This is a genomic window from Pseudoalteromonas sp. 11L1 (assembly GCF_055397545.1).
On the sequence record NZ_AP041141.1, the window covers coordinates 687,016 to 712,696 of the forward strand.

A 25,681-nucleotide genomic window follows, 5' to 3' on the forward strand; every position below is an offset into this window, starting at 1 on the left:
TTAAAACGCTAAAAAAAATAGCAAAAGCAGTTATTGTTAGCAATAATCACTATTACTAGACAAATAATTAATAAGATTCTATAGCTATGTTAGATAATAAAGATCAGCAGCTACTCGTTGCCTTGCAATCGCAAGCCCGAATGTCGGTATCAGAATTAGCCAATACCATTAATCTCTCGGATACTCCTACTCTAAGGCGCATTAAAAAACTTGAGCAAGAACAGGTTATTATTGGTTATCACGCAGCTATTAACCCTAAGTCACTCAATCTTAATGTACTGGTTTATGCTTTCGTGCGACTGTGTCAAAACTCAGTGAGTGCTGCACAACAGTTTGAACAACATGTAGAAAAACTACCGCATGTACTTGAGTGCTCAGTGATCTCAGGCAGCCACGACTATTTATTAAAAATTATCTCTCAGGATTTAGAAAGTTATGAGCAGTTTGTAAAGCACCAACTGGGAAGCTTAAGCTGTATCGCCAACATAGAATCAACCGTTGTATTAAAGCAGTCATTTAGTAAAAAACAGCTACCACTTTAAAATATACGCTTAGGTTAAGACCCTTTATTTTCGAAGTTAATTAGATAATAATTAGCTTTAGTATAAGCTTTTTGATTACACCTTTTTATAAACTAATCTTAGCAGCTCAAGCCTAAATAAAGATGACTCAGTATTTCTTTTGCCATCAAAATCAAACCTAAAAACAACGCTAATTTGAAAGTATTATATTTAATCAACATCTTGCAAAACCTATATAACTCGATAAGCTCTCAGAATGTCTTTGCGTATATTGCTATGTTAAATGAACACATACCCACATATAAAATTTATCAATAACTTAATAATAATCACGCGCTATAACTTAAGCACCTCTTTTTCCTTATGTACTTATGCTCGCAGTACCAAGATAAGGCTATTATTATGAGCCACTTTTCTCACCAATGGTTTAATAGCATCAACCAGATTGACGCAACAAAATGGCATCATTTTTTTGGCGATGATCCTTTTACTCAACACGCTTTTTTATACGCACTTGAACAAAGCCAATGTGTAAGCGCAAAAACAGGTTGGCAGCCTCATCACTTAGCCGTTTATGAAGGCGATGAACTCATTGCGCTTGCCCCTGGCTACTTAAAAGCGCACTCCTACGGTGAATATGTATTTGACTGGGCATGGGCTGAAGCTTATGAAAAAAATGGCTTAGATTATTACCCTAAATGGCTATGTGGTATTCCCTTTAGCCCGATTGAGGGACAAAGAATAGGTATTATGCATAGCAATCCAAAGCTAGTGTATAAGTACATAACAGAGCAACTTAATAGCCACTGCGTAGAACAGGCATGGTCAGGCTGGCATGTAAACTTTTGCGACAAAGCACAAGCCACCCATCTTTATGATACCGGTGCTATGCGAAGAATCGGCGTGCAGTTTCAATGGTTTAATAATAACTTTAAAGATTTTGACGATTTTTTAAAAACCTTTAATGCCCGAAAGCGTAAAGCCGTTAAAAAAGAGCGCGCTAAAATCACAGAGCAAAATATCAGTATTGAATGGCTCAAAGGCGAGAAAATCACTACCGCTACAATGCAGCTTTTTTGTGAGTTTTATCAACGCACTTATTTAAAACGATCGGGTCATTTAGGCTACTTAAACAGTGATTTTTTTAGCTTGTTACACGCTTTAATGGCTGACAAATTGCTCATTATGCTAGCCAAAAGAGACCAGCAAGTAATTGCCGCCACCTTAAGCTTAATTGGTGATAATACCCTTTACGGCCGCTATTGGGGTGCTAGTGAAGAGATAGATTCGCTTCACTTTGAGCTGTGTTATTACCAAGGGATTGATTATGCTATTAAGCATAACATTCAGTGCTTTAATGCTGGGGCACAAGGAGAGCATAAAATCGCTCGTGGTTTTCAACCGATAATCACTTACTCTGCCCATCACATTGTTCACCCCGATTTTAATAATGCCATTGCAGATTACTTAGAACGCGAATGCCAACATATCGAAATTTACAAACAACAATGTAGCACTTTATTGCCGTTTAAAAATGAGTAACTGATTATTTGCAGGCATCGCAGTATCGCTGAGTAACTTAAGCCCATATTGCACTGCAAGCTGCTCAACCGCTTCGAAATCACGAATACCACTAAGCGGATCGCGACTTTGCAATAAACTATTAAATTCATCATTACTGGGGCTGGTAAACTCCCCTTTATATTTGAAAGGGCCATATACACACACCACTCCTTGCTGGTTTAAGTGCTGATTTACTCCAGCAAAAAAACGCGTAATTAACTCCCAGCTCACTATGTGAAAAGTATTAGCAGTATATACCGCATCCACTTTATTTACTGGCCAAGAATAGTTTAGATCAAGTAATAAAGGCGGATGCAAGTTTGCCAGTTGCACCTCATCATGCCATAACTTTATTCCTTGATGATTAACCTCTCGATCACTGGTATACCATTGTAAATGTGGCAATTTTTTGGCAAAGAAAACACTATGCTGACCCGTCCCCGAGCCTATCTCAAGTACTGATGCTGCATTTTGCAATGCAGGCTGCAAAGCCTTAAGTATATGATTTTTATTATTTTCGCAGGCTTGTGAAAACGGTTTGGTCATACTGATGCACCTAAATTGCAAATGAATGCACAATAGTAAAACAAATTTCAGCTATTCTGTCGTGAGTAAATTGACCAAAATAATAAAATAACATCAATTTCAATACGTTAAATTATCTTTACCGAGCTGGTACGCTATATGCTTTTATTAAATTACTCACTTAATGAGTACTAAACTACAAAAGGATAACATTATGTATATTTCACCTTATACCGCAGTAGATGCTGCAATGGCAGTTACAGACAAAAGCCTAGATAAAACGAGTTATGAAACAGATTGTAGAGCAACGGTTATCGACTTACTTTCTCATGTAAAAAATACTCAAAAGGCACAAAACAAACATGAAACAGACCAAATATTTATTCTTGGCTACAATTAAAATTCTGTTTAGCCTTGTAACCGGCTGTTTATATAAATACATTATTTAAGTCGACTTAAAATCAGTTTAAGTCGACTTTTTATTTTGTTCCATCATTAGCTTACCTTGACGCCCTCTACTTTTTAGCTATACCGTTGTAAATAGTAATAACAGCACCATATCTTTTTATATAGCGTAGTTAAATGTCATATATTCTCTTTTATAGGAGTACTAATGAGTAACTTTAGAACAGAATCAGATAGCATGGGCACACTCAACGTGCCTGCTGACGCACTTTATAAAGCACAGACCCAACGCGCCATTAATAACTTTACGATCAGCAGCCTCACAATGCCGCAGCAATTTATTATTGCCTTAGCGTATATCAAGCAAGCCGCTGCAATAGCCAATTTCAAACTAGGCCATTTAGATAAAACAAAAGCAAATGCGATCGACCATGCCTGCCAAGAAATTATTGATGGTAAGCATTATGAGCATTTCCCCGTTGATATTTTTCAAACTGGCTCAGGTACTAGCTCAAATATGAATGCTAATGAGGTCATTGCGAGCTTAGCCTCAAAACATGCTAACCAAGCTATCCACCCAAATGACGATGTGAATATGGGGCAAAGCTCTAATGACGTTATTCCCACTGCGATTGCTTTGAGTAGTGCGATCAGCGTTGATAAAAAATTACTGCCAGCACTAGCAAATTTAGCAGACGCCTTAGAGCAAAAAAAAGCAGACATCGGCCACATAGTTAAAACTGGGCGCACTCATTTAATGGATGCAATGCCAATAACTTTTGAGCAAACACTCAGCGCATGGCAATCGCAGGTAAAGCATGCAGCTAGCGGTATTGAGCATGCACTAATACGTGTCTGTGAGCTAGCGCAAGGTGGCACAGCAGTAGGTACAGGTATTAATGCCGACCCACAATTTGCCGCTCTATTTGCCACACAGCTAACTGAAAAGGTAGGGATTCAATTTACCCCTAGCGATAACTTTTTTTATAATATTGGATCGCAAGATGCGATTGTCGCTTTATCAGGACAGCTAAAAGTCTATGCAGTTGCACAAATGAAAATAGCTAACGATTTACGCTGGATGAACTCAGGCCCACTTGCGGGACTTTCAGAAATTGAACTTGAAGCATTACAGCCTGGCTCATCAATTATGCCGGGTAAAGTGAATCCGGTGATCCCAGAAGCCGCTGCAATGGTTAGCGCCCAAGTCATTGGTAACGACGCAACCATTACGGTTGCAGGCCAAGCTGGCAACTTTGAGCTTAACGTAATGCTGCCGGTAATCGCTTACAATATTTTGCAAAGTACCGAGATACTCGCTAATAGCGCGCAAGTGTTGGCAGATAAAGCCATTGCTAGCTTTAAAGTTAATCAAACTCAGATAGATAAAGCATTAACTAAAAACCCGATTTTAGTGACTGCGCTAAACCCTGTTATTGGCTACGAAAAAGCAGCAAAAATTGCTAAGCAAGCTTATCAGCAAGCACAGCCAATTATTGATATCGCTGAGCAAGAAACCGACCTATCTCGATCAGAATTAGAGGCATTACTCAATCCAGCTAAATTAACGCAAGGCGGGTTAACTTAAAAACTCTCCTTATCACCTCTTTAATATGTTGATAGTAGAGTTTTTATTGCTGTAATGAATGCACAGTGTATGATAGTGATGAATAATTCATCACTATCAGGAACGATTATGCGTACTCCATTACTCGCTCTACTGCTACCGCTTTGCTTAACGGCGTGCTTAGAAACAACCTCAAATAAAACTGAGCAAACTAAAACCAATGCGGTAGAAAATACGTCTACGCCGATACCGCAACAAAAATTACCACAAGCGAATAAGCAAAATAAAATAGCACAGCCATTACCTGCTGATGCAGCAAAAGAAGTGTCGCTTGATGATATTAAAACAGCAAAAGATAAGCTAAACAGCCTCATAGCAGATAAGCAATGTTCAACGAGTTCACAGTGTAAAGTGAATGCTGTTGGTAGCCGTGCCTGTGGTGGACCGAGCGATTATATTGTGTACTCTACACAAAGCGCCCCCCAAAAACAGGTTTCAGCCCTAAGCGATACAATTACTCAATTGGAAAGTACTTATAATGCGCAAAAAGGCATGATGAGTATTTGCCAACATTTAACTGCGCCTAGTACCCAGTGCGTTGAAAATAAATGTGTTAAACTTGAAGGCTCTGCGGTAAGTGTATTTTAAGGATTAGATTATGAGTTGTTTGTCATCCGTAATTAAACTATCAGCTGCCAGTGTTGTCATGACTATGCTGCTTAGCGGTTGCAGTAGCGCACTAACACCAAGCACAGCTCAAAACGCGAGTGAATCTGTTTTAAATACTCAGCTTAATGAGCTTACAAGTAATAAAAGCTGCACAGCCAGTTATCAATGTAAGGTGTTAGGTGTTGGCTCGCGTGTCTGTGGGGGGCCGAGTAAGTATGTTGTGTATTCAACATTAAATAATTCTCAAAAGCATGCCGAGCAATTAGCACAAAAAATCACTCAGCAAGAACAAAAAAATAACACTGCGCTTGAGTTCGATGACTGTTCACCAGTGCTAGAAGTTCACTCTTTATGTATTGATAACCAATGTAAAACCGTTAATTACCAGTAGCAGTTCGTTTCGGTGTTAATTTAATAGTGGTATTAACACCGAAATAACCACTACCATGAAAATACATACACCAGCCTTAAAAATGTATTCCAAAGGCATGTTCTTTTGTACCCAATAAGCATATATAAAACGCACAAAGTAGCTTGCCGCTGTGCCAAATAACGCAAACATAAGTAAGTAGGCAATCAATATAATATTCACAGCTGCACTTCTTTAGAAATAATAACCTCAGTGTAAGTATTTTATATAAAGAAGGCAAAAGGGTTACTTAGTCTTTTTTGTATGCTCAATGAGTAGATCTGCTACCTGTTGCTTTACCGCTCTTTTATCATCTACTGCAACTTCAAACCGACTAGCCAATTGCGCTATTTCATCATCATTTAAATTAAACGATAAACGCTGCCGTGTTTTTTTAGACTTTACATCAAGGCCTAAAATTTTGCGGATCATATCTGAGGGAGTAAGTTCTTGGTCGATAGCTTGTTTTTTTATCGACTTTTGTACCTCACTACTCAAATCAAAGGCCATTTGCGTGGCGCGCACAGCTTGCTCTTGGCGCAACCACTTGTCTTTAGCATCACTCACTGGGCATCTCCAGGAAACAAGTCAACGATATCGCTAATTGGGCGAGTTAATGTCAGTGATACTTCTGTTTCACCTCCCTCCCAAATTTCGATATTAACGCTATGCCCTTCATCGGGTGACGCTAAACAAATCATTTCACAGGGTTCACCACCGTCTTGCTCATAGCGAGGTAGCGCTTGGCCACGAAAATCTTTATTATGAAAATAACATACATAAGGTGATTCGCTTTGTTGATAACTGCCAGCTAAAAACTGCATTAAGCGCTCAGGCGTATTTTTAACTGTAATATGCGTTAACGATTCTTCATCAAAAATACGTGAAAACTCATCCAAACCAAATACTTCATCAACATCATCACGCTGAATCTTTATTGAGAAATTAGCCCACTGCTCACCATCGTTTTGTTCTATTTGTAAAAACACCACTTGGCCTGTGTTAGTTTCAAGTACGAATTCAGTATCACTACTATGTTGGTACTGATACGTTTGCACATCAATAACGCGAAGTGTTTGGCCTTTGAGCCATGCAGGATAAGCAAACGAGTCAATCACTGTAAACATGTCACCTTTTTTAAGGTCACTCGCGTGATTAAGCTGACGTTCTGGCTTTTTTTTAGATTTGAAAAAATTAAACATATAAGGTGCCTCTGTAAGCAAAAAAGGTAACGGAGCAAAACTCGGTTACCTTTTTAATATGGTTCTAAATGTTAGCTATTTTGCTTCGCTTTAATGCGCGCTAAAATATCAGCACTTTTTGGATTGGTATCACCAATACCCGCTTCAGCCATTTTAGCTTTTAAATCATCGCCATTAACATCTGCTTCTAGAGACTTTGCAGCACCTAATTGATCAGTACGGTCTTGTTGGCGTTGCTTAATGCGCTCAAGCGACTGACGAGCTGATGTCATCGACGAGCTATTAGTATTAAGCGTGCTATTTACAGCCATTGTCGCTTGTTGAACGCTTTCTGTGGTTTTAACCATAGTAAGCTGACGCTGGTTTTCTTTAATTGATTTTTCAGCATCTTTAACTTGCTGCTTCAAGGTCACTATGTGATTAGTAAAGCCCGCTAATACTTGCTCGTGTTCGGCTTTCTCAGCTTCAAAGTCACCAATTTTTTCTGCAATTTCTAATGCTAATGCTTCATTCCCTTTTTCAAGGGCTTGACCTGCATACGCTTCGTGCTCAGCAATTGATGCATCTACTGCGCTAATTTTACGTTTGGTTTGCATCTCTTTAGCCATTACTTCTGTCAGGCTTTTTTTAGCACGATTTAGTGCATTTTGTGCATCGGCAATTTCTTGTTCAAAAATACGAATACCATTCGCATCAACAATTGCTTCGCCCGCTTCACGCGCGCCACCACGTACCGCTGTAAATAATTTTTTTAAAATACTCATAATCTTAACTCCAAAAACTTGTTTATATCCTATTAGGTAAAGCGAGAGCCATATACTATTAGCAATCAGCACTTACCTAGGCGGGTATCCTAATCGTTTAAATACAAGGTCACGGCTTCTAGTGCATCAATTGCGTTATCCGCTAACGTCACTAGTTCGTGGGTAACGTCATCTAATGATGAATTTACCGAAAGTGCACCAAAAATCGCATATTTATTATCAATTTTGGCAAATGCACTTAGCGGAATTGGCACGTTTAAACGCAGTAGTGTTTCGTTTAACTCGTCGCGTAACTCGCTTTTTACTTCGTCTTCACCAAACAAGTAGCTAATACATAATAATTGCTCTTGTGTTTGGGTAACAAAAATTGGAAGCTCATCGTTTCCATCAACAATGACTTGTAAAACATCTTGCTCACCTGGATTGGCAATCAAGAAAGACTCAAAGTTAGCACCCTCAGTTTCAAAAGACGCTAATTTTATTGAAAGTTCATTTAATTCCATGTCTCTGCCTTTTTGTCGTTTGACATATTATGTCTGAGTTAAGATTCGCATGGTCGACATATTATGTCAACCATGTTTTATTAATTTTTATACAATTCACTTTCTATTTGCCAAGCAGCCCGGTAATAATCATATAAACGACCAGAACCTAACCTATTGACTTCAATATCGTTAACTTGTTCAAAATAGTTATTAGGAAATGCAAAACTGGCTAATAAATATTTTTTACTAATCCACCGAGATGGCACTGGCATATCCGTTATATTGCTAATACGTGCACTTGGTGATTGCCCCATTTTAGTAGCAATAGTCCACCCCCACTGACCAAACGAAGGGATGTTTTGCTGATATTGCTCTACATAATCAAAACCTGCGGCTTTAACGGTTTTAGCAATACTTAAAAATGCCTTTTTTGCATGATAAGGCGAGGTTGACTGTACCGCCATAGCACCATCAGGTGCCAATAATTGACGCACATGGTTATAAAAATAGTCGCTATACATCTTATTCAGATCGGGATGATTAGGGTCTGGCAGGTCAATTAGGATAGTATCGAACTGCTTAGCCTGATCCAGTAGCCTCTCAACTTCTAAAAATGCATCACCCACAATAATATTTGCTCGGGGGTCATGCATCGATTCATTATTGAGTGCCACTAATCGCTGTTTAATATCATCAGGCGGTGTGTATTTGTTATCTTTATGACCAAATAAATTGAGTAGCTGTCCATCTAAATCAATTAAAGTCACTTCCTCAACCGGCCACTTTAATACATCACGCATGGCCAATCCGTCACCGCCACCAATAATCAAAACACGGTCATGACGATTAGATGCGAGCATTGCAGGATAAACCAGCATTGAGTGATATATTTGCTCATCTACACTAGAGAACTGCAAACGACCATTTAAGTATAGATCGGTGATTGGCTGTGGCTGATTTTTACTTAAGCGTTCGGTTAACACCACATGCTGGTATTTCGTTGCTTGGGAATAAATAACTTTATCTTTGTATAGTACGTTACTTAGATTATCCATCCAGCTACTACCAAACTGCAAAATAAAAGCGAATAACACCAGCAGTAATATATGGCAAACCAATAGCAACTTAGCAAAGCGTACATAGCTATGGTAACGCCATAAAAAGGCAAGGCCGGCAATAATGTTAAATAGCGCTGTCCAAGCAGCGGCTTGCATTATTGGCATCGCGAGCATAATACTCACCCAAATTGCCGCGCCAATACCGGCGCCAATATAGTCAGCCCCATATATAGTGCCGGCGTTATTTTCTAAAAAACGTCCATAAACATGCTGGCGAATACGCGCAATAAGCGGTATTTCCATACCAATAAATAGCCCTAATATTAAGCCAAATACATAAGGTAAAAAGCGAGACCACTCTTGCAGCTTTTGAAACACATAACCATTAAGAATAACGTCAGGTGGAATATTAAAAATACTTGAGAATAAATGAGGGAGTGAATAACTAACAGCAATGATACTGGCAATGGCTAATATACAGCCCATACCTATGAGCGCAATAATGCTTTCTAGCCAGGCAAATGCGGTAAAGGCATCTTTAAACCAACGCGCTAAAAATGCACCCATCCCCATAGCTACAATCATAGTGCCTATCATGGCGTAAATTGCACTCTCAACTGAGCCTAGTACTCGGCCAGCGTAATGAGAAAGTAAGTATTCATAAATAAGGCCGCACCCTGCGAGTACGGCCATAACAGTGATCAGTAAAATATCATGCCCAAGTAAATTAAATTTACTTGGGGAAGCTTGAGTTGATGACACGTGATTATGCACCCAGTAGTGTGGCCATAGTGATCCCGACAGCAAATGACACTGCTGCAGAAATAGCGGCAACACCCACATTCTTTTGACGATTCACTTCATCTGAAATATTACACCCAGCAAGAATGATTTTAATCGTCAGTAAGTGCAGTAAAATGAAAGCAACCAAACTAACAACGGCACTTAGCGCCCAGTAAAGTAAACTCGCGTTAATATTATCGGCAGCATAGGGAGCAATACCTGTTGCAGCAGTAATGGCTAATGCACTACCAATTAAAAAGCCGGCATAGCGAACACCTACTGCTAAATTATCATCAACAATGGCTTGTTGTAGGCAATCACCGCTTTTATTGGTGCGTTTAAATAATTGCACTCGGTATTGGCTTACTAAAAGCAGTACCACACTACCAATCACAAAAGCGGCAATCACAATAGGAATGCCATGCCAGCCTTCGGTAGCAACCCACAATAGTGCAGAGCGAATAACCACCGCAACACTAACTACATGGCCAAAATCAATAATTGACGCAGTAACGTTACCTTTGACTATTTCGTTATGTAAGCTTACTTTACGCAATGCCACTTTATCTTGAAAAAAGTGACCCAGCTTTATAAGCAAAATTGCTAATGCACCATAGCCAAGCATTAACAGAGCTTCTTTTTGTAACGTAGCAGCAAAAGCACCACTACTTACACCCGTTAATACAATCGCAAGGGCAACTAAGCCAGCGGCAAAGCTTATTCCGAATGCAAAGTTATCTCGCTCGGTAATTTCATCATTAGCATGTAAATTAGACACCCAACCTTTAATATACTTTAGGCTCACAAACAGTAAGATGATAATTGCAAAGTCTACTGACAGTGCTTGCAAAGACCACATAGTTATTCCATTAAATTCATACATATTATTCTAACTCCAACGTTATTCTTTACTTACCACGACTTACGCCGCGCGAGGTTCTGCTACTGCTATTACGAACCGATCCTGAATTATTGCTATAACTACTCGCTCTTGAGTAACTGCTGCGACTTTTAGACGGCGTATAACTGCTGCGACTCAAACCTGATGCACCTGTTTTTTTACTCGCATAAGGACTAGTGAACTGCTTGCCTTGGCGTTGGTAAGATTGTCGTGTACGTGTTTCTAACGCACTTTGGGTTTTTATTTGTTTAGGGCTTGAGTAACGAGTACGACCATAGTCATTGTAGTAACTATACTTGCGGCGTTTACTCCAACTTCCGTATTCAACTCGGTCAAATACATCACCCAAAATACGGTACATGCCGTACCATTGCCAAAAACTAATACCGCTACTATTCGTTTGCCAATTACCATAGTTAGGATTACCTACCATTTGGTTGCCAACCCCTTGGCCTTCAGCTTTTTGGCTTATAGCGCCAACTCGTGCCAAAGAGCCATTCGACATATCCGCAAGCATATTAATAGGATCGGTTAAGGCATCAGAAAATAACGTTGGCTTGGCCGCCTCACGCAATAAATCAATATTGTATAAAGTGTCTTCGTAAGGAGGAATTAAGTAATTACCCTTAATATCATCAAGACGTTGGGTTAAGCCACTATAAAGGGCTCCTTGGCGTGTGGCATCAAGGCTAACGACATCAACAACCTTACTGAGTTCAGGCTGCTGTTGTTTAAGGATACGACTGTATTCTTTAAGAATAATCGCATTACGTATACTACCATTATCAAGTGCTTTACCAAGCTGAGTAAGCTCGACATCGGCCTTTTTAATGGACTCTTGAATTGTTTGTTGTAGCTGTTCTTCTTTAGATTGACAACCAATCAGTGCTGTAAACAAACAAAACAGGCTGAGAAGTTTCCAAGCTTTTATATTCGACATTCATGTCACCTGATTTACTAAATTATCCTAGATAGTTTTACACAGGACAGTTATTAAACCAACAATGAAATTGCAACAAGATGATAATTTAGGGACTAGTTTAAAGATGCAAGGAGAGTAACTAAGATCAGTAAAGACGGAGTGCTGATGGTAATACTTCAAAACTGAAGGCTTTAGGCTTAACACTGACTTGGATTTGGAGTATTGCAGCGACAGCGCATTAATATGTCGTGGGATTGGGTCTGTTAAATTCTCTTCCTTTAACCTAATACCTTTCAGCTCGAACCTTCTTTTTATTTTATTCCAGACGTAAAAAAGCCCGACTCTTTTGAGTCGGGCTTTCTCTTATTTAGAGCCTGGTAATGACCTACTTTCACATAACAAATGCTACACTATCATCGGCGCTGTTTCGTTTCACTACTGAGTTCGGCATGGGGTCAGGTGGGTCCAAAACGCTATTGTCACCAAGCAAATTTGGTGTCAGTCCGTATCACTACGCACTAACTAAAATTTGGAATTATGATAATAAAAGTTTTCAGTAATCTACTTTAGTCTATTAACTTCTTCGCTTGTTTCACTATCACATAAAACGCGTTTGGCGTTGTATGGTTAAGCCTCACGGGTAATTAGTACAAGTTAGCTTAATGGCTCACACCACTTCCACATCTTGCCTATCAACGTTGTAGTCTTCAACGGCCCTTCAGAGACTTTAAAAGTCTAGTGAGAACTCATCTCGAGGCCTGCTTCGCGCTTAGATGCTTTCAGCGCTTATCAGTTCCGAACGTAGCTACCGGGCAATGCCATTGGCATGACAACCCGAACACCAGCGGTTCGTTCACTCCGGTCCTCTCGTACTAGGAGCAACCCCTCTCAATTCTCAAACGCCCACGGCAGATAGGGACCGAACTGTCTCACGACGTTCTAAACCCAGCTCGCGTACCACTTTAAATGGCGAACAGCCATACCCTTGGGACCGACTTCAGCCCCAGGATGTGATGAGCCGACATCGAGGTGCCAAACACCGCCGTCGATATGAACTCTTGGGCGGTATCAGCCTGTTATCCCCGGAGTACCTTTTATCCGTTGAGCGATGGCCCTTCCATTCAGAACCACCGGATCACTATGACCTACTTTCGTACCTGCTCGACGTGTCTGTCTCGCAGTTAAGCTGGCTTCTACCATTACACTAACCGTACGATGTCCGACCGTACTTAGCCAACCTTCGTGCTCCTCCGTTACTCTTTGGGAGGAGACCGCCCCAGTCAAACTACCCACCAGGCACTGTCCGTAACCCCGATTCAGGGGCCAACGTTAGAACATCAAAACTACAAGGGTGGTATTTCAAGGACGACTCCACAAAAACTAGCGTCTCTGCTTCAAAGTCTCCCACCTATCCTACACATGTAGGTTCAATGTTCAGTGCCAAGCTGTAGTAAAGGTTCACGGGGTCTTTCCGTCTAGCCGCGGGTACACAGCATCTTCACTGCGATTTCAATTTCACTGAGTCTCGGGTGGAGACAGCGTGGCCATGGTTACACCATTCGTGCAGGTCGGAACTTACCCGACAAGGAATTTCGCTACCTTAGGACCGTTATAGTTACGGCCGCCGTTTACCGGGGCTTCGATCAAGAGCTTCTCCGAAGATAACCCCATCAATTAACCTTCCGGCACCGGGCAGGTGTCACACCGTATACGTCATCTTGCGATTTTGCACAGTGCTGTGTTTTTAATAAACAGTCCCAGCCACCTGGTCACTGCGGCTCCAATCAGCTTAGAGAGCAAGTCTCATCACCAATCGGAGCGTACCTTCTCCCGAAGTTACGGTACGATTTTGCCTAGTTCCTTCACCCGAGTTCTCTCAAGCGCCTTAGTATTCTCTACCTGACCACCTGTGTCGGTTTGGGGTACGATTCGGTATAATCTGAAGCTTAGAGGCTTTTCCTGGAAGTATGGCATCAGCAACTTCATCACCGTAGTGACTCGTCTCGTGTCTCAGCCTAACAGTAACCCGGATTTACCTAAGTCACTAGCCTACACACTTTCACATGGACTACCATCGCCATGCTTGCTTAGCCTGCTCCGTCCCCCCATCGCAATTATACCAAGTACGGAAATATTAATCCGTTTCCCATCGACTACGCCTTTCGGCCTCGCCTTAGGGGTCGACTTACCCTACCCTGATTAACATGGGATAGGAACCCTTGGTCTTCCGGCGTGCGGGTTTTTCACCCGCATTATCGTTACTCATGTCAGCATTCGCACTTCTGATACGTCCAGCATACCTCCCGGTACACCTTCAACCGCTTACAGAACGCTCCCCTACCACTCAGAATAAATTCTGAATCCGCAGCTTCGGTGCATAGTTTAGCCCCGTTACATCTTCCGCGCAGACCGACTCGACCAGTGAGCTATTACGCTTTCTTTAAAGGATGGCTGCTTCTAAGCCAACCTCCTGGCTGTCTGGGCCTTTCCACATCGTTTCCCACTTAACTATGACTTTGGGACCTTAGCTGGCGGTCTGGGTTGTTTCCCTCTTCACGACGGACGTTAGCACCCGCCGTGTGTCTCCCGGATATTACTTTACGGTATTCGGAGTTTGCAAAGGGTTGGTAAGTCGGGATGACCCCCTAGCCTTAACAGTGCTCTACCCCCGTAAGTATTCGTCCGAGGCTCTACCTAAATAGATTTCGGGGAGAACCAGCTATCTCCCGGTTTGATTAGCCTTTCACTCCTAACCACAGGTCATCCCCTAACTTTTCAACGTTAGTGGGTTCGGTCCTCCAATTGATGTTACTCAATCTTCAACCTGCCCATGGCTAGATCACCGGGTTTCGGGTCTATACCTTGCAACTATTCGCCCAGTTAAGACTCGGTTTCCCTACGGCTACCCTAATCGGTTAACCTCGCTACAAAATATAAGTCGCTGACCCATTATACAAAAGGTACGCAGTCACCCTCGAGGGGCTCCTACTGCTTGTACGTACACGGTTTCAGGTTCTATTTCACTCCCCTCACAGGGGTTCTTTTCGCCTTTCCCTCACGGTACTGGTTCACTATCGGTCAGTTGGGAGTATTTAGCCTTAGATGATGGTCCACCTATATTCAGTCAAAGTTTCACGTGCTCCGACCTACTCGATTTCACTTAAAATACGTTTTCATGTACGGGACTATCACCCTGTATCGTGGCACTTTCCAGAGCCTTCCATTAACACATAATAAGCTTAAGGGCTGTTCCGATTTCGCTCGCCGCTACTATCGGAATCTCGGTTGATTTCTTTTCCTACGGGTACTTAGATGTTTCAGTTCTCCGCGTTCGCCTCGTTAACCTATGTATTCAGTTAACGATACCTGCAAGCAGGTGGGTTTCCCCATTCGGAAATCCTAGTCTCAAGTGCTTTTTACTAGCTTGACTAGGCTTATCGCAAGTTAATACGTCCTTCATCGCCTCCAACTGCCAAGGCATCCACCGTGTACGCTTAGTCACTTAACCATACAACCCAAACGGGTCTTTGTTTCGTGACAGTTTAACTTCGCCAGAAGTTAATATTGAATACTAAAGTAGATACCAATCAACAAACGTAAAACGTTTATTAAATGGCACTGAATGATACTGCTATCATTCTTTTTTACTTTTGAAAACTCTGTACAAATAACAATGTTATTCATACGAATTTTATTATCAGCTTTTCCAAATTTTTAAAGAGCAGAGAATCAAAAACTTCTCAAAATTAAACACACTCTATTCTCAGGTGATTGTGCTACCCGATAAAAGAATATTTATTTTTAAGAAGTAAAGTGGTGGAGCTAAGCAGGATCGAACTGCTGACCTCCTGCGTGCAAGGCAGGCGCTCTCCCAGCTGAGCTATAGCCCCACATATGCTGGTCTTACTGTTTGTATACCGACTTATTTTTAACACAAGGCGTAAGTTGAGGCCGTTTAGTTTACTAAACAACGAAGCTTACAACGAAGTATTAAGAAGAAGTGGTGGGTCTGAGTAGATTTGAACTACCGACCTCACCCTTATCAGGGGTGCGCTCTAACCAGCTGAGCTACAGACCCAAACAATAAGTGTTGTTCTCTTTACAATTAACAATCATCTGTGTGGACACTACGAACAAATAAGTTCTAAATCGTATAAGGAGGTGATCCAGCCCCAGGTTCCCCTAGGGCTACCTTGTTACGACTTCACCCCAGTCATGAATCACTCCGTGGTAAACGTCCTCCCGAGGGTTAGACTATCTACTTCTGGAGCAACCCACTCCCATGGTGTGACGGGCGGTGTGTACAAGGCCCGGGAACGTATTCACCGCGTCATTCTGATACGCGATTACTAGCGATTCCGACTTCATGGAGTCGAGTTGCAGACTCCAATCCGGACTACGACGCACTTTAAGTGATTCGCTTACCTTCGCAGGTTCGCAGCACTCTGTATGCGCCATTGTAGCACGTGTGTAGCCCTACACGTAAGGGCCATGATGACTTGACGTCGTCCCCACCTTCCTCCGGTTTATCACCGGCAGTCTCCTTAGAGTTCTCAGCATTACCTGCTAGCAACTAAGGATAGGGGTTGCGCTCGTTGCGGGACTTAACCCAACATCTCACAACACGAGCTGACGACAGCCATGCAGCACCTGTATCAGAGTTCCCGAAGGCACCAAACCATCTCTGGTAAGTTCTCTGTATGTCAAGTGTAGGTAAGGTTCTTCGCGTTGCATCGAATTAAACCACATGCTCCACCGCTTGTGCGGGCCCCCGTCAATTCATTTGAGTTTTAACCTTGCGGCCGTACTCCCCAGGCGGTCTACTTAATGCGTTAGCTTTGAAAAACAGAACCGAGGCTCCGAGCTTCTAGTAGACATCGTTTACGGCGTGGACTACCAGGGTATCTAATCCTGTTTGCTCCCCACGCTTTCGTACATGAGCGTCAGTGTTGACCCAGGTGGCTGCCTTCGCCATCGGTATTCCTTCAGATCTCTACGCATTTCACCGCTACACCTGAAATTCTACCACCCTCTATCACACTCTAGTTTGCCAGTTCGAAATGCAGTTCCCAGGTTGAGCCCGGGGCTTTCACATCTCGCTTAACAAACCGCCTGCGTACGCTTTACGCCCAGTAATTCCGATTAACGCTCGCACCCTCCGTATTACCGCGGCTGCTGGCACGGAGTTAGCCGGTGCTTCTTCTGTCAGTAACGTCACAGCTAGCAGGTATTAACTACTAACCTTTCCTCCTGACTGAAAGTGCTTTACAACCCGAAGGCCTTCTTCACACACGCGGCATGGCTGCATCAGGCTTGCGCCCATTGTGCAATATTCCCCACTGCTGCCTCCCGTAGGAGTCTGGGCCGTGTCTCAGTCCCAGTGTGGCTGATCATCCTCTCAAACCAGCTAGGGATCGTCGCCTTGGTGAGCCATTACCTCACCAACTAGCTAATCCCACTTGGGCCAATCTAAAGGCGAGAGCCGAAGCCCCCTTTGGTCCTTAGACATTATGCGGTATTAGCAGTCGTTTCCAACTGTTGTCCCCCACCTCAAGGCATGTTCCCAAGCATTACTCACCCGTCCGCCGCTCGTCAGCAAAGTAGCAAGCTACTTTCTGTTACCGCTCGACTTGCATGTGTTAGGCCTGCCGCCAGCGTTCAATCTGAGCCATGATCAAACTCTTCAATTAAAAAGTTTTATGTCTTTCGACAGCTCAATGAATTCTGAATTTATTTAATATCTTTCGATATTGAATTGACTGTGCTGCAATTCCTACCTAAGTAGTTATTGCTGTTGGCCACTCAGTTTCAATTGAGACTCTAAATTTGTTTGCCTCACTACCTAAGTAGCTTGGCTGTTAGAACTCAATCTGTACGAGTGCCCACACAGATGATTGCTTTATATTGTTAAAGAACGTTGCGACGTTGTCGCTAGGGATGCGTATAATACATCCTTTATTTTTCGAGTCAACACTTAATTTTAAACTTTCTTACGATGATTTAAACTTAAGTTTTATTTAACTCTCTGAGTAGTTCCTGCCTCGCTATGCGTTGGCGTTCCCCGTCTCAGTGGGGTCGCATTATAGGGAGAACAGATTTTTACGCAAGTACTTTTTTAAAGAAAAACTAAAAAAACACACTGTTCGGTTAGTATCTGAGCGAAAGCAGGTGAAACTGGTAGTTTTATAATCAATATAGGCTTTGCTGGCACTAAAATAAGCGCTACTGTTACACTAATACTCTTAATATGTTTAATTTAAAGGTGCATGTATGGCAATACGTTCTTATAAAGGAATCACTCCTGCGTTTAATGAATCTGTTTATGTAGACGAGTCGTCTGTATTAGTCGGTGATATCACTATAGGTGATGATAGCAGTGTATGGCCGTTAGTTGCTGCCCGCGGTGATGTTAACCATATTCGTATTGGTCAGCGTACTAATATACAAGATGGCAGTGTTTTACACTTATCAAGAGCAACAAAGAGTAATCCAGACGGCTACCCACTTATTATTGGTGATGATGTAACCGTTGGTCATAAGGTAATGCTACATGGCTGCGTATTAGGTAATCGTATACTCGTGGGTATGGGCGCTATTATTATGGATAATGTGATTGTAGAAGATGAGGTTATTATTGGTGGCGGTGCTTTAGTACCCCCTAATAAGCGTTTAGAGTCTGGTTTTTTATATGTAGGTAGCCCAGCAAAACAAGCTCGCCCATTAACAGAGCAAGAGCTGAGCTTTTTAAAAGTGTCTGCTGATAATTACGTGCAGCTTAAAGATGAATACTTAGCTGAAGACGCTAGTTAATTTAACTAACTAAACTCACTTCTATTTGCCCTGCCGAGTTATAGCTTTCGTCTTCGATTAGCTGCTCGGCACGTTCTTCATAATCAAAACGGTATTGCTCAAAATAACGCGTTGCATGACTCTCATCAGCTAAATTTAAACTACTGACAGCAATCACACACTCAACTAGCATGCCATTTACTTGTGCAAAAAAAACTAATTGATGAGTTGGCTCTCTAAATTCGAGTCGATCTATAAACTGTATTGCTTGATTCATTTAAGCACTCCCTGCTTTAGTGCAGTAATAACAGGAACAATCTCAGGCATTTTATTTCGCCATACATAATAAGCTTGGGCGGCTTGCCCTACTAGCATACCACTGCCATCTAATAGCTTAGCTGCTTTATTGTGTTCGCTGACCCAATTCATGAATAGCGTATTTTGCGTGGCGTAAAACATATCATAAGCCATTTCACATGTGCTTAAGTGCTTTTCGCTTAACGCAGGTAATTCGTTATTCATGCTGCTCGAAGTTGAGTTAATAACTAAATGATAATCAGTAAAAGGAAGGTCGTCAAAACCATATCCCGAAACATTGCCATTTCCAGTGAAGAGTTTTGCCAATGTTTGGGCTTTGTGTACTGTGCGATTAACAATAACTATCTCTGCAGGATGTTGCTCTAGTAAAGGTAAGATAACTCCTCGAGCAGCGCCACCCGCACCAATGATCAACAAGCGTTTACCTGTTATCGTTATTTTATTGGTCAGTAAGTCGTTAACAAAACCAGTGCCATCAGTGTTATCACCGAGTAAACTACCATCATCGCGCTTTTTAAGGGTGTTCACTGCACCTGCCAGTTTAGCAACTGGGGTGAGTTCATCGGCTAAAGCAAAAGCCTGCTCTTTAAAAGGAACAGTGACATTGGCGCCTTTTCCCCCTTGCTCAAAAAAAGCAGCGACTGTTTTTTCAAATCCATCGATAGGTGCTAATATTGCGCGATAGTCGATTTGCTCTCCCAATGATTTTGCAAACTGCTGATGAATAATGGGAGATTTTGAATGTTTGATTGGATTTCCAAAAACCGCATATTTGTCCATTTTAAACAACCTCTTCGCAGTTTTAGTACTGCCTATTAACGATGATAAATTTATGATTAAAAGACTCTTTTCAAGATCAAAGCCGTCTACAACTACGCAAGCACCTACGCCAGATAAAACCCCGTATGAAATCATTGGTGGAGAAGCCCCCACGCGTGCAATTGCTAATAGATTCTACGACATAATGGCCAGTGATGAATACGCTAAACCGTTATATGATATGCATCCTCAACCATTAGACAGAATTCGCCAAGTATTTTTTGAGTTTTTATCCGGTTGGCTTGGTGGGCCTGACCTATTTGTAGAAAAACACGGCCACCCGATGCTGCGTAAACGCCATATGCCGTTCCCTATTGATCAAGACTTACGTGATCAGTGGATGTATTGCATGAATAAGACCTTAGATATAGAAATAGATAACCCTGTGTTACGCGAAGGCTTACGTCAGTCACTGGCTCAGCTTGCCAGCCATATGATTAATCAGCATTAACCTACCTCGTTCTTTAATTGGGGATTATTTGCGCTAAGTCAAAATCCGCTTTTCTAAAATATAGATAATACCCTATCAAATAATTAGAAAAGCGTGGCACGTGTGAAATCAATCCAACATAAAATTTATGCTTTATTAGCTCTAACTGGCGTTATTGTATTGATAGCCAGTATTTTTAGTAGTGCTAGCCAACAACGCACGCTCGCCCAGGATACGGTGGCAGAAAACATTAAGCTGCTTGCCGATAATTATTTTGATTCAATAAACACCATGATGCTAACCGGTACTATGGCTAATCGAGAATTATTGAGCCAAAAGTTACGCAAACATCCTAATATAGAAGATGCTCATATTATTCGCTCAGATATAGTTAATAATCTGTATGGTGCCGGAAATAAAAACCAAACAGCAAGTAATAACAACGAACGCGAAGCACTAAAGGGTAAAGAAAGCTTATTTATAGAGCAAAACACCGATAGCCGCAGTATGACCTACCTACGTCCTATGTATGCTAGCTCTGATTATAAAGGTACTAACTGTTTAGGCTGCCACCAAGCGCAAGAAGGCGATGTACTAGGCGTGGTAAAAATTAGTTATTCCTTAGCTGATATTGATAATGAGGTAACTTACAACACCTTAGTAACCACCAGCCTACTTTCTACTATTTTTATTATTGCCTTTGTGCTGCTAGGTATAGTGTTTAGAAAAATATTTATAGTGCGCCTTAAAAAGCTCGGCCATGCAATGCACTTAGCTACTACCAATAAAGATTTAACCTTACGCATTGAAGATAACGCCGAAGATGAACTCGGCTGGCTTGCCACCAGCTTTAACCAAATGATTGCTACGTTTAAAGATAACATTGCACAGGTATCTCACTCTTCAAAAGTGCTTATTCATTCAGCAGAGAAAATTTATACCTCGGCCGATACCACCGAACGCGCTATTTTAGAACAAAAGAAAAGTACCGACTCGGTAGCCGCAGCAATTAATGAACTAGAAAGCTCATCCAATGAAGTAAGAAACACCACCCATTTTGCTCAAGAAAAATCTGAGAACAGTAATGAACTAGCACAACAAAGCATGCAGGTTGCAGAGCAAACCGAACTCAGTATTAATCAATTAGCAGAAGATGTACGCCAAGCGGCAGATCAAGTAAGGCAGCTGCAAGAGCAAACGCTTGAAGTGGGAAAAGTACTTGAGGTGATCAGCAGTATCGCCGAGCAAACAAATTTATTAGCGCTTAATGCTGCCATTGAAGCTGCCCGTGCAGGTGAAGCTGGCCGAGGCTTTGCCGTTGTTGCTGATGAAGTACGTACTTTAGCAACTCGAACTCATGCATCTACTGATGAAATACGTCGCACCATTGATAAGCTGCAGTCAGAAGCCGCGCAAACCGTTAAAACCATGGGGGAGTCCTGTGCAGAGGCAGACGAAAGAGCGCAACAAGTACAGCAAGTTGCACAAGCTTTAAAAGATATTTCAGGGCAAATGAATGAAATAAATGAGCTCAATATACAAATAGCCGATGCAACAGAGCAACAAAACCAAGCTGCTGAAGAAATAAATATAAGTGTTGTTGGTATTAGCGATAACGCCGAGCAATCATTAGTGGATGCCGATGAAAATCAAAAAGTCAGTGAAGAGTTACTCAACTTAGCTCGCTCGTTAGATGAGCAGGTACGCAGTTTTAAACTTAAGCGATAATTTTAAAAGCCAGTCAATAAGCCGTTTATTGACTGGCATATCATTCTTAGCCCAGTGCTAACCAATCTCGAGGCTTTAAGAAATCTTTATATAGTAATGCCTCTGCGCTGTCTTCGGCTGGGGTATAGTTATACTCCCAACGGGCTAAAGGTGGCATCGACATTAAAATAGATTCCGTACGGCCACCGCTTTGTAAACCAAACAATGTGCCACGGTCCCAGACTAAATTAAACTCAACATAACGACCACGGCGGTATAATTGGAAGTCGCGCTGCTGCTCGGTGTACTCATCGTTTTTACGACGTTCAATAATAGGAACGTAAGCATCTAAAAAGCCATTACCCACCGATTGCATAAATGCAAAGCTTTGCTCAAAACCTAACTCATTTAAATCGTCAAAAAATAAGCCGCCTACGCCGCGGGTTTCATCACGATGTTTTAAATAAAAGTATTCGTCACACCATTTTTTATATTTTGGATAAACATCATCGCCAAATGGCTGACACACATCGTGCGCAACTTGGTGCCAATGCACTACATCTTCAAGTACAGGGTAAAACGGGGTTAAATCAAAACCACCACCAAACCACCAAATCGGTTCTTCACCTTCTTTTTCGGCAATAAAAAAGCGTACATTGGCATGGCTTGTTGGTATATGTGGGTTTTTAGGGTGAATCACTAACGATACACCACACGCATGAAAACTACGTCCTGCAAGTTCAGGCCTATGTGCAGTGGCAGAGCCCGGCATAGAGGCACCAAATACATGAGAGTAATTAACTCCGCCTTGCTCAATCACATTACCATTGGTGATAACGCGAGTACGACCACCGCCGCCCTCTTCTCGCTGCCAGCTGTCTTCAACAAATTGTGCTTTCCCATCTGCTGCTTCTAAGCCTTGGCAAATGGTATCTTGCAAAGCCATAAAGTAGGCTTTTACTTGTTTTAATAATTCGCTTTGCATAGTTAACCTCTGAATATATTGCCTGTTGTGGCATCTTTAATGGTGCTTGGTTGTGTATTACCACCTAATGGTTCATCAACATAAAAACTAACCTGATCTGCAAACTGCTGCTGCGCCTCAACAATACTTGTTACCGTTGCTTGACCAGTTAAATTTGCACTTGTTGATACCAATGGTTTACCAAACTCTTGGCATAAACGTTTAACTGTAGGATGGTTAGTTACTCTCACTGCAATAGTATCAAATTGCCCTGTTAACCACTTCGGCGTGGTTTTAGCAGCAGGCATCACCCAGGTAATAGCACCAGGCCAACTTGAAAAAATATCAGCGCGTTTGTCCATGGGCAACTTAGCGTCATCCACGTACTTTAATAATTGCCCGTAATTGTCAGCAATTAAAATAAGCCCTTTTTCAACTGGGCGTTGTTTAATATCAAGTAAACGCTCCACCGCCTGTTGATTGTCAGGATCGCAACCTAAGCCATAAACAGCTTCAGTTGGGTATAAAATAACATCGCCTTGTTCTAAGCTTGTTATTGCAGCAGATAAAGAAGAAAGGTCAGACAAAATTGTCTCCAGAGATATTTATGTTATTCAGTGGCAGCAAACTTATGCATACAGCTTTTTTGTGGGCATTGTAACACAACACCACTCGCGGCTTTTTTCTCAGTAACAACTGGCCAGTCACATACAGGACACGCTTGAGCTACAGGTTTATGATTAAGCGTATATTTACAGCTTGGGTAACAGTCGCAGGAATAGAATACTTTACCAAACTTATTACTGCGTGAAACTAAATGCCCTTTTTTACATTTAGGGCAACTAATCACAGGCTCTTCACTTGGCGTATCGTCATGCTCACTGGCAATATAATGACATTCAGGGTAACCGGTACAGCCAATAAACATACCGTAGCGGCCATTTTTCACCACCAGCGGCTTGCTACACTCTGGACACTCGCTGTCCTCAAGTACTTTTATTTCATTGCTATCATGATGTGCAAGCGGACGAATAAAATCGCACTTAGGGTAACTAGCGCAGCCTAAAAAAGGCCCAGATTTACTATTACGAATGACGAGTTCTGAACCACATTGCGGGCATATATCATATTCTTTTTCTAAGGCGTGTTTATTGGCCGAGAAAAGTGAATGATCGATCTTACTCATGTAAATCCTAGTGGTTGGTGAATTTTCGCCTAATATACCCAAAACCCTTAAAGATACAAGCTATGGCAGTCGGTTTGTTAACGCTGAAAATAATAAAACACCCAATAATGGTTAATGTAACACTTCGCTAGGCTCATCAAAAATAAGATCTTCCATTTGCTCATACGCCTGCTGAGAATCAGGGGCATTGAATAACACCATCAAAATTAACCATTTTAAATCTTCTAAAGTAATGGCTGAATTATCAAGCGCCGCCAAACGATCCATCACCATTTCACGAGTGGTGCTATTAATAACGCCGGTTTGTTCAACAAACATTAAAAAGCCACGGCATTCAGTATCAAGAACTCGACACTCGCTATCGGTAAAGATTCGCACTGCATGCTGCTCAGTGGCTAATAAATAAGGCGACTCATTACTATATTGTAATGCGGCAAGTTGATCTAACCAGTCAATAGCTTTGTTTATTTCCGGCTTGTTAAACCCAGCGCGCAGTAGCTCATCAGTAAGCTTACTTTGCTCAACAAAAACATCGCTTTCGCTGTGAACATAGTTTTCAAATAAATACATAAGAATATCAAACATATTATCCTCCAGCGCTTAATTTAATATAGCCGTCTAATACTCGCTCAATTTGATCGTCTAACTCTAAATCAAGCAATCGCGCTTGTACTTTATCAATTGGCCACTGCACTCGACGCATAATATCGTCCACACTGGTCACCTCAAACCCAATACTATTAAGTACCTCGCAATCTGAGGTTACAGCATCAGTTAACTCTTTATAGTTTAGACCAGAAGGGTATGAAAAGTTCATCTCATCAAGGATATCTGCGACGTTCTCAACCAGCTTAGCACCTTGTTTAATTAAAAAGTGGCTAGCTTGTGCAAGCGGATTTTTAATTGAACCGGGTACCGCAAAAACTTCTTTATTTTGTTCAAGCGCGTAACGTACCGTAATTAATGAGCCGCTTTTAATTTCGGCTTCAACAATTAAAACGCCTAAAGAGAGCCCTGAAATAATACGATTGCGCCGTGGGAAGTTGTGCGCATTGGCAGCCGTACCAGGCAAAAACTCACTAACCAATAAGCCTGTTGCTAATACTTGCTCTGTGAGTAACTTATGGCGTTTAGGATAGTAAATATCAACGCCTGTCCCTAGCACTGCAATGGTTTTGCCATTTCCTGACAGTGCCCCTTTATGGGCAGCACCGTCAATACCTCGCGCCATACCTGAGGTTACTGTTATGCCAGCAAGGGTTAACTGGTGTGCAAACTCAGCAGCAATTTCAAGCCCTGTAGTCGTTGCGTTTCGACTGCCAACAATGGCTATTTGCGGCGAAGCCAGCAAGCTGATATCCCCTTTACAAAAAAGTAATAGTGGCGCACTGGCTATTTGTTTTAGCTGTTCTGGGTAGGTGGTATCAAAAATACTAATAACAACAATGTTTTGTTGGCTGATCAACTGCTCATAATGTGCAACTTGCTGCCAGTTAGTGTTAAGTAAGTTGCTAGCTTGGTGAGCCGTTAAACCAATGTTTACTAGCTCAGCGTGTGATAAAGAAAACAGCGATGCTAAACTGTATTGTTGAGACAGGGCTAAGAGCGTTTTAATCCCTAGCCCTTTGCATAAGTAAAAGGCAAGCCAATGATTTAGCTTGCCACACGATTGTTCCATGTTCCCTCCTAGAACA

At 41.8% G+C, this 25,681-nt stretch carries 25 protein-coding genes, 2 tRNA genes and 3 rRNA genes; 9 read left to right on the plus strand and 21 right to left on the minus strand.

The genetic code is table 11. The features are described from left to right. Positions 1-86: 86 nt before the first annotated feature. Both ACZ5WS_RS03200 and ACZ5WS_RS03205 read left to right on the plus strand, forming a co-directional pair. Complete coding sequence (locus ACZ5WS_RS03200; RefSeq protein WP_010392556.1) at positions 87-542, plus strand: Lrp/AsnC family transcriptional regulator; 456 nt, start codon at positions 87-89, stop codon at positions 540-542. A 381-nt stretch (positions 543-923) separates the two neighbouring features. Continuing rightward, positions 924-2,063: a GNAT family N-acetyltransferase gene (locus tag ACZ5WS_RS03205; protein ID WP_198522052.1), complete on the plus strand. Its 1,140-nt coding sequence runs from the start codon at positions 924-926 to the stop codon at positions 2,061-2,063. Here ACZ5WS_RS03205 and ACZ5WS_RS03210 read toward each other — a convergent pair. Beyond that, positions 2,040-2,630, minus strand: coding sequence for a DUF938 domain-containing protein (locus tag ACZ5WS_RS03210; protein ID WP_010392551.1), 591 nt, complete (start codon positions 2,628-2,630; stop codon positions 2,040-2,042). The genes ACZ5WS_RS03205 and ACZ5WS_RS03210 overlap by 24 nt on opposite strands. A gap of 193 nt (positions 2,631-2,823) precedes the next feature. On the opposite strand from ACZ5WS_RS03210, the gene ACZ5WS_RS03215 reads away from it, so the two are divergent. The 4 genes from ACZ5WS_RS03215 to ACZ5WS_RS03230 all read left to right on the plus strand — a co-directional run bounded on the left by ACZ5WS_RS03215 (position 2,824) and on the right by ACZ5WS_RS03230 (position 5,641). Then, entirely contained in the window at positions 2,824-3,009 is a 186-nt protein-coding gene (locus tag ACZ5WS_RS03215; RefSeq protein ID WP_008113269.1) for a hypothetical protein, read from the plus strand. 213 nt (positions 3,010-3,222) lie between these two features. Then, positions 3,223-4,602: a class II fumarate hydratase gene (locus ACZ5WS_RS03220; RefSeq protein WP_464710614.1), complete on the plus strand. Its 1,380-nt coding sequence runs from the start codon at positions 3,223-3,225 to the stop codon at positions 4,600-4,602. Between the two features lie 108 nt (positions 4,603-4,710). After that, entirely contained in the window at positions 4,711-5,229 is a 519-nt protein-coding gene (locus tag ACZ5WS_RS03225) for a hypothetical protein (protein ID WP_010392545.1), read from the plus strand. Between the two features lie 10 nt (positions 5,230-5,239). After that, positions 5,240-5,641: a hypothetical protein gene (locus ACZ5WS_RS03230; protein WP_010392543.1), complete on the plus strand. Its 402-nt coding sequence runs from the start codon at positions 5,240-5,242 to the stop codon at positions 5,639-5,641. Positions 5,642-5,656: 15 nt separating this feature from the next. On the opposite strand, the gene ACZ5WS_RS03235 is transcribed toward ACZ5WS_RS03230, so the two are convergent. From ACZ5WS_RS03235 to ACZ5WS_RS03295, 13 genes are all read right to left on the minus strand, one after another. Continuing rightward, entirely contained in the window at positions 5,657-5,842 is a 186-nt protein-coding gene (locus ACZ5WS_RS03235; protein WP_021033113.1) for a hypothetical protein, read from the minus strand. A 63-nt stretch (positions 5,843-5,905) separates the two neighbouring features. Beyond that, positions 5,906-6,226 carry a hypothetical protein gene (locus ACZ5WS_RS03240; protein WP_010392540.1) on the minus strand — a complete coding sequence of 107 codons (321 nt, stop codon included), beginning with the start codon at positions 6,224-6,226 and terminating at the stop codon, positions 5,906-5,908. Continuing rightward, positions 6,223-6,861: a DUF4178 domain-containing protein gene (locus tag ACZ5WS_RS03245; protein WP_138609634.1), complete on the minus strand. Its 639-nt coding sequence runs from the start codon at positions 6,859-6,861 to the stop codon at positions 6,223-6,225. The genes ACZ5WS_RS03240 and ACZ5WS_RS03245 overlap by 4 nt, the downstream gene beginning before the upstream one ends. 71 nt (positions 6,862-6,932) lie before the next feature. Then, positions 6,933-7,625, minus strand: coding sequence for a PspA/IM30 family protein (locus ACZ5WS_RS03250; RefSeq protein WP_055013441.1), 693 nt, complete (start codon positions 7,623-7,625; stop codon positions 6,933-6,935). A gap of 89 nt (positions 7,626-7,714) precedes the next feature. Further along, the gene (locus ACZ5WS_RS03255; protein WP_008113284.1) at positions 7,715-8,128 is read right to left on the minus strand and encodes a YjfI family protein; all 414 of its coding nucleotides are present in this window, start codon (positions 8,126-8,128) and stop codon (positions 7,715-7,717) included. 80 nt (positions 8,129-8,208) lie between these two features. After that, positions 8,209-9,930: a polyamine aminopropyltransferase gene (locus ACZ5WS_RS03260; RefSeq protein ID WP_198522050.1), complete on the minus strand. Its 1,722-nt coding sequence runs from the start codon at positions 9,928-9,930 to the stop codon at positions 8,209-8,211. A gap of 4 nt (positions 9,931-9,934) precedes the next feature. Beyond that, complete coding sequence (locus ACZ5WS_RS03265) at positions 9,935-10,834, minus strand: DUF350 domain-containing protein (RefSeq protein WP_464710618.1); 900 nt, start codon at positions 10,832-10,834, stop codon at positions 9,935-9,937. Between the two features lie 25 nt (positions 10,835-10,859). Beyond that, positions 10,860-11,792: a CHAD domain-containing protein gene (locus ACZ5WS_RS03270; RefSeq protein ID WP_464710621.1), complete on the minus strand. Its 933-nt coding sequence runs from the start codon at positions 11,790-11,792 to the stop codon at positions 10,860-10,862. Positions 11,793-12,146: 354 nt separating this feature from the next. Beyond that, positions 12,147-12,261, minus strand: a 5S ribosomal RNA gene (rrf, locus tag ACZ5WS_RS03275). Between the two features lie 136 nt (positions 12,262-12,397). Continuing rightward, positions 12,398-15,282: ribosomal RNA gene (locus tag ACZ5WS_RS03280) — 23S ribosomal RNA — on the minus strand. A gap of 306 nt (positions 15,283-15,588) precedes the next feature. Then, positions 15,589-15,664 (minus strand) — tRNA-Ala (locus tag ACZ5WS_RS03285). Between the two features lie 111 nt (positions 15,665-15,775). Then, positions 15,776-15,852, minus strand: a tRNA-Ile gene (locus ACZ5WS_RS03290). A gap of 76 nt (positions 15,853-15,928) precedes the next feature. Continuing rightward, positions 15,929-17,464, minus strand: a 16S ribosomal RNA gene (locus ACZ5WS_RS03295). Together the 16S, 23S and 5S rRNA genes with 2 tRNA genes alongside form the textbook arrangement of a ribosomal RNA operon. Before the next feature lie 580 nt (positions 17,465-18,044). On the opposite strand from ACZ5WS_RS03295, the gene ACZ5WS_RS03300 reads away from it, so the two are divergent. Continuing rightward, positions 18,045-18,584 (plus strand): gamma carbonic anhydrase family protein, encoded by a 540-nt coding sequence (locus ACZ5WS_RS03300; RefSeq protein WP_464710623.1) that lies wholly within the window; start codon positions 18,045-18,047, stop codon positions 18,582-18,584. A gap of 1 nt (position 18,585) precedes the next feature. On the opposite strand, the gene ACZ5WS_RS03305 is transcribed toward ACZ5WS_RS03300, so the two are convergent. Both ACZ5WS_RS03305 and aroE read right to left on the minus strand, forming a co-directional pair. Further along, complete coding sequence (locus ACZ5WS_RS03305) at positions 18,586-18,840, minus strand: DUF1488 family protein (protein WP_417671320.1); 255 nt, start codon at positions 18,838-18,840, stop codon at positions 18,586-18,588. Continuing rightward, positions 18,837-19,661, minus strand: coding sequence for a shikimate dehydrogenase (gene aroE, locus ACZ5WS_RS03310; protein ID WP_055013139.1), 825 nt, complete (start codon positions 19,659-19,661; stop codon positions 18,837-18,839). Before aroE ends, ACZ5WS_RS03305 begins: the two co-directional genes overlap by 4 nt. Before the next feature lie 52 nt (positions 19,662-19,713). On the opposite strand from aroE, the gene ACZ5WS_RS03315 reads away from it, so the two are divergent. Both ACZ5WS_RS03315 and ACZ5WS_RS03320 read left to right on the plus strand, forming a co-directional pair. After that, positions 19,714-20,151, plus strand: coding sequence for a group II truncated hemoglobin (locus ACZ5WS_RS03315; protein ID WP_010392770.1), 438 nt, complete (start codon positions 19,714-19,716; stop codon positions 20,149-20,151). Between the two features lie 102 nt (positions 20,152-20,253). Further along, positions 20,254-21,858, plus strand: coding sequence for a methyl-accepting chemotaxis protein (locus tag ACZ5WS_RS03320; RefSeq protein ID WP_464710627.1), 1,605 nt, complete (start codon positions 20,254-20,256; stop codon positions 21,856-21,858). Positions 21,859-21,904: 46 nt separating this feature from the next. Here ACZ5WS_RS03320 and hemF read toward each other — a convergent pair whose 3' ends face one another. From hemF to dprA, 5 genes are all read right to left on the minus strand, one after another. After that, on the minus strand, positions 21,905-22,822 hold the full coding sequence (gene hemF, locus ACZ5WS_RS03325) for an oxygen-dependent coproporphyrinogen oxidase (protein WP_010392766.1): 918 nt from the start codon (positions 22,820-22,822) through the stop codon (positions 21,905-21,907). A gap of 2 nt (positions 22,823-22,824) precedes the next feature. After that, on the minus strand, positions 22,825-23,388 hold the full coding sequence (gene tsaC, locus ACZ5WS_RS03330; protein ID WP_138571419.1) for an L-threonylcarbamoyladenylate synthase type 1 TsaC: 564 nt from the start codon (positions 23,386-23,388) through the stop codon (positions 22,825-22,827). Between the two features lie 23 nt (positions 23,389-23,411). Beyond that, positions 23,412-23,987, minus strand: coding sequence for a DNA topoisomerase family protein (locus tag ACZ5WS_RS03335; protein WP_178954461.1), 576 nt, complete (start codon positions 23,985-23,987; stop codon positions 23,412-23,414). Positions 23,988-24,098: 111 nt separating this feature from the next. Then, positions 24,099-24,572, minus strand: coding sequence for a DUF494 family protein (locus ACZ5WS_RS03340; protein ID WP_010392756.1), 474 nt, complete (start codon positions 24,570-24,572; stop codon positions 24,099-24,101). Position 24,573: 1 nt separating this feature from the next. Continuing rightward, positions 24,574-25,665, minus strand: coding sequence for a DNA-processing protein DprA (gene dprA / locus ACZ5WS_RS03345; protein WP_464710632.1), 1,092 nt, complete (start codon positions 25,663-25,665; stop codon positions 24,574-24,576). Positions 25,666-25,681 lie beyond the last annotated feature (16 nt).

Coding starts and splice junctions, on each gene's coding strand:
- ACZ5WS_RS03265 (WP_464710618.1), bottom strand. CDS start 10,834: ATGTATGAATTTAATGGAATAACTATGTGGTCTTTGCAAGCACTGTCA.
- ACZ5WS_RS03200 (WP_010392556.1), top strand. CDS start 87: ATGTTAGATAATAAAGATCAGCAGCTACTCGTTGCCTTGCAATCGCAA.
- ACZ5WS_RS03335 (WP_178954461.1), bottom strand. CDS start 23,987: ATGAGTAAGATCGATCATTCACTTTTCTCGGCCAATAAACACGCCTTA.
- ACZ5WS_RS03245 (WP_138609634.1), bottom strand. CDS start 6,861: ATGTTTAATTTTTTCAAATCTAAAAAAAAGCCAGAACGTCAGCTTAAT.
- ACZ5WS_RS03220 (WP_464710614.1), top strand. CDS start 3,223: ATGAGTAACTTTAGAACAGAATCAGATAGCATGGGCACACTCAACGTG.
- hemF (WP_010392766.1), bottom strand. CDS start 22,822: ATGCAAAGCGAATTATTAAAACAAGTAAAAGCCTACTTTATGGCTTTG.
- ACZ5WS_RS03215 (WP_008113269.1), top strand. CDS start 2,824: ATGTATATTTCACCTTATACCGCAGTAGATGCTGCAATGGCAGTTACA.
- ACZ5WS_RS03300 (WP_464710623.1), top strand. CDS start 18,045: ATGGCAATACGTTCTTATAAAGGAATCACTCCTGCGTTTAATGAATCT.
- ACZ5WS_RS03255 (WP_008113284.1), bottom strand. CDS start 8,128: ATGGAATTAAATGAACTTTCAATAAAATTAGCGTCTTTTGAAACTGAG.
- ACZ5WS_RS03225 (WP_010392545.1), top strand. CDS start 4,711: ATGCGTACTCCATTACTCGCTCTACTGCTACCGCTTTGCTTAACGGCG.
- aroE (WP_055013139.1), bottom strand. CDS start 19,661: ATGGACAAATATGCGGTTTTTGGAAATCCAATCAAACATTCAAAATCT.
- ACZ5WS_RS03230 (WP_010392543.1), top strand. CDS start 5,240: ATGAGTTGTTTGTCATCCGTAATTAAACTATCAGCTGCCAGTGTTGTC.
- ACZ5WS_RS03340 (WP_010392756.1), bottom strand. CDS start 24,572: ATGTTTGATATTCTTATGTATTTATTTGAAAACTATGTTCACAGCGAA.
- ACZ5WS_RS03305 (WP_417671320.1), bottom strand. CDS start 18,840: ATGAATCAAGCAATACAGTTTATAGATCGACTCGAATTTAGAGAGCCA.
- dprA (WP_464710632.1), bottom strand. CDS start 25,665: ATGGAACAATCGTGTGGCAAGCTAAATCATTGGCTTGCCTTTTACTTA.
- ACZ5WS_RS03315 (WP_010392770.1), top strand. CDS start 19,714: ATGATTAAAAGACTCTTTTCAAGATCAAAGCCGTCTACAACTACGCAA.
- ACZ5WS_RS03270 (WP_464710621.1), bottom strand. CDS start 11,792: ATGTCGAATATAAAAGCTTGGAAACTTCTCAGCCTGTTTTGTTTGTTT.
- ACZ5WS_RS03250 (WP_055013441.1), bottom strand. CDS start 7,625: ATGAGTATTTTAAAAAAATTATTTACAGCGGTACGTGGTGGCGCGCGT.
- ACZ5WS_RS03210 (WP_010392551.1), bottom strand. CDS start 2,630: ATGACCAAACCGTTTTCACAAGCCTGCGAAAATAATAAAAATCATATA.
- ACZ5WS_RS03205 (WP_198522052.1), top strand. CDS start 924: ATGAGCCACTTTTCTCACCAATGGTTTAATAGCATCAACCAGATTGAC.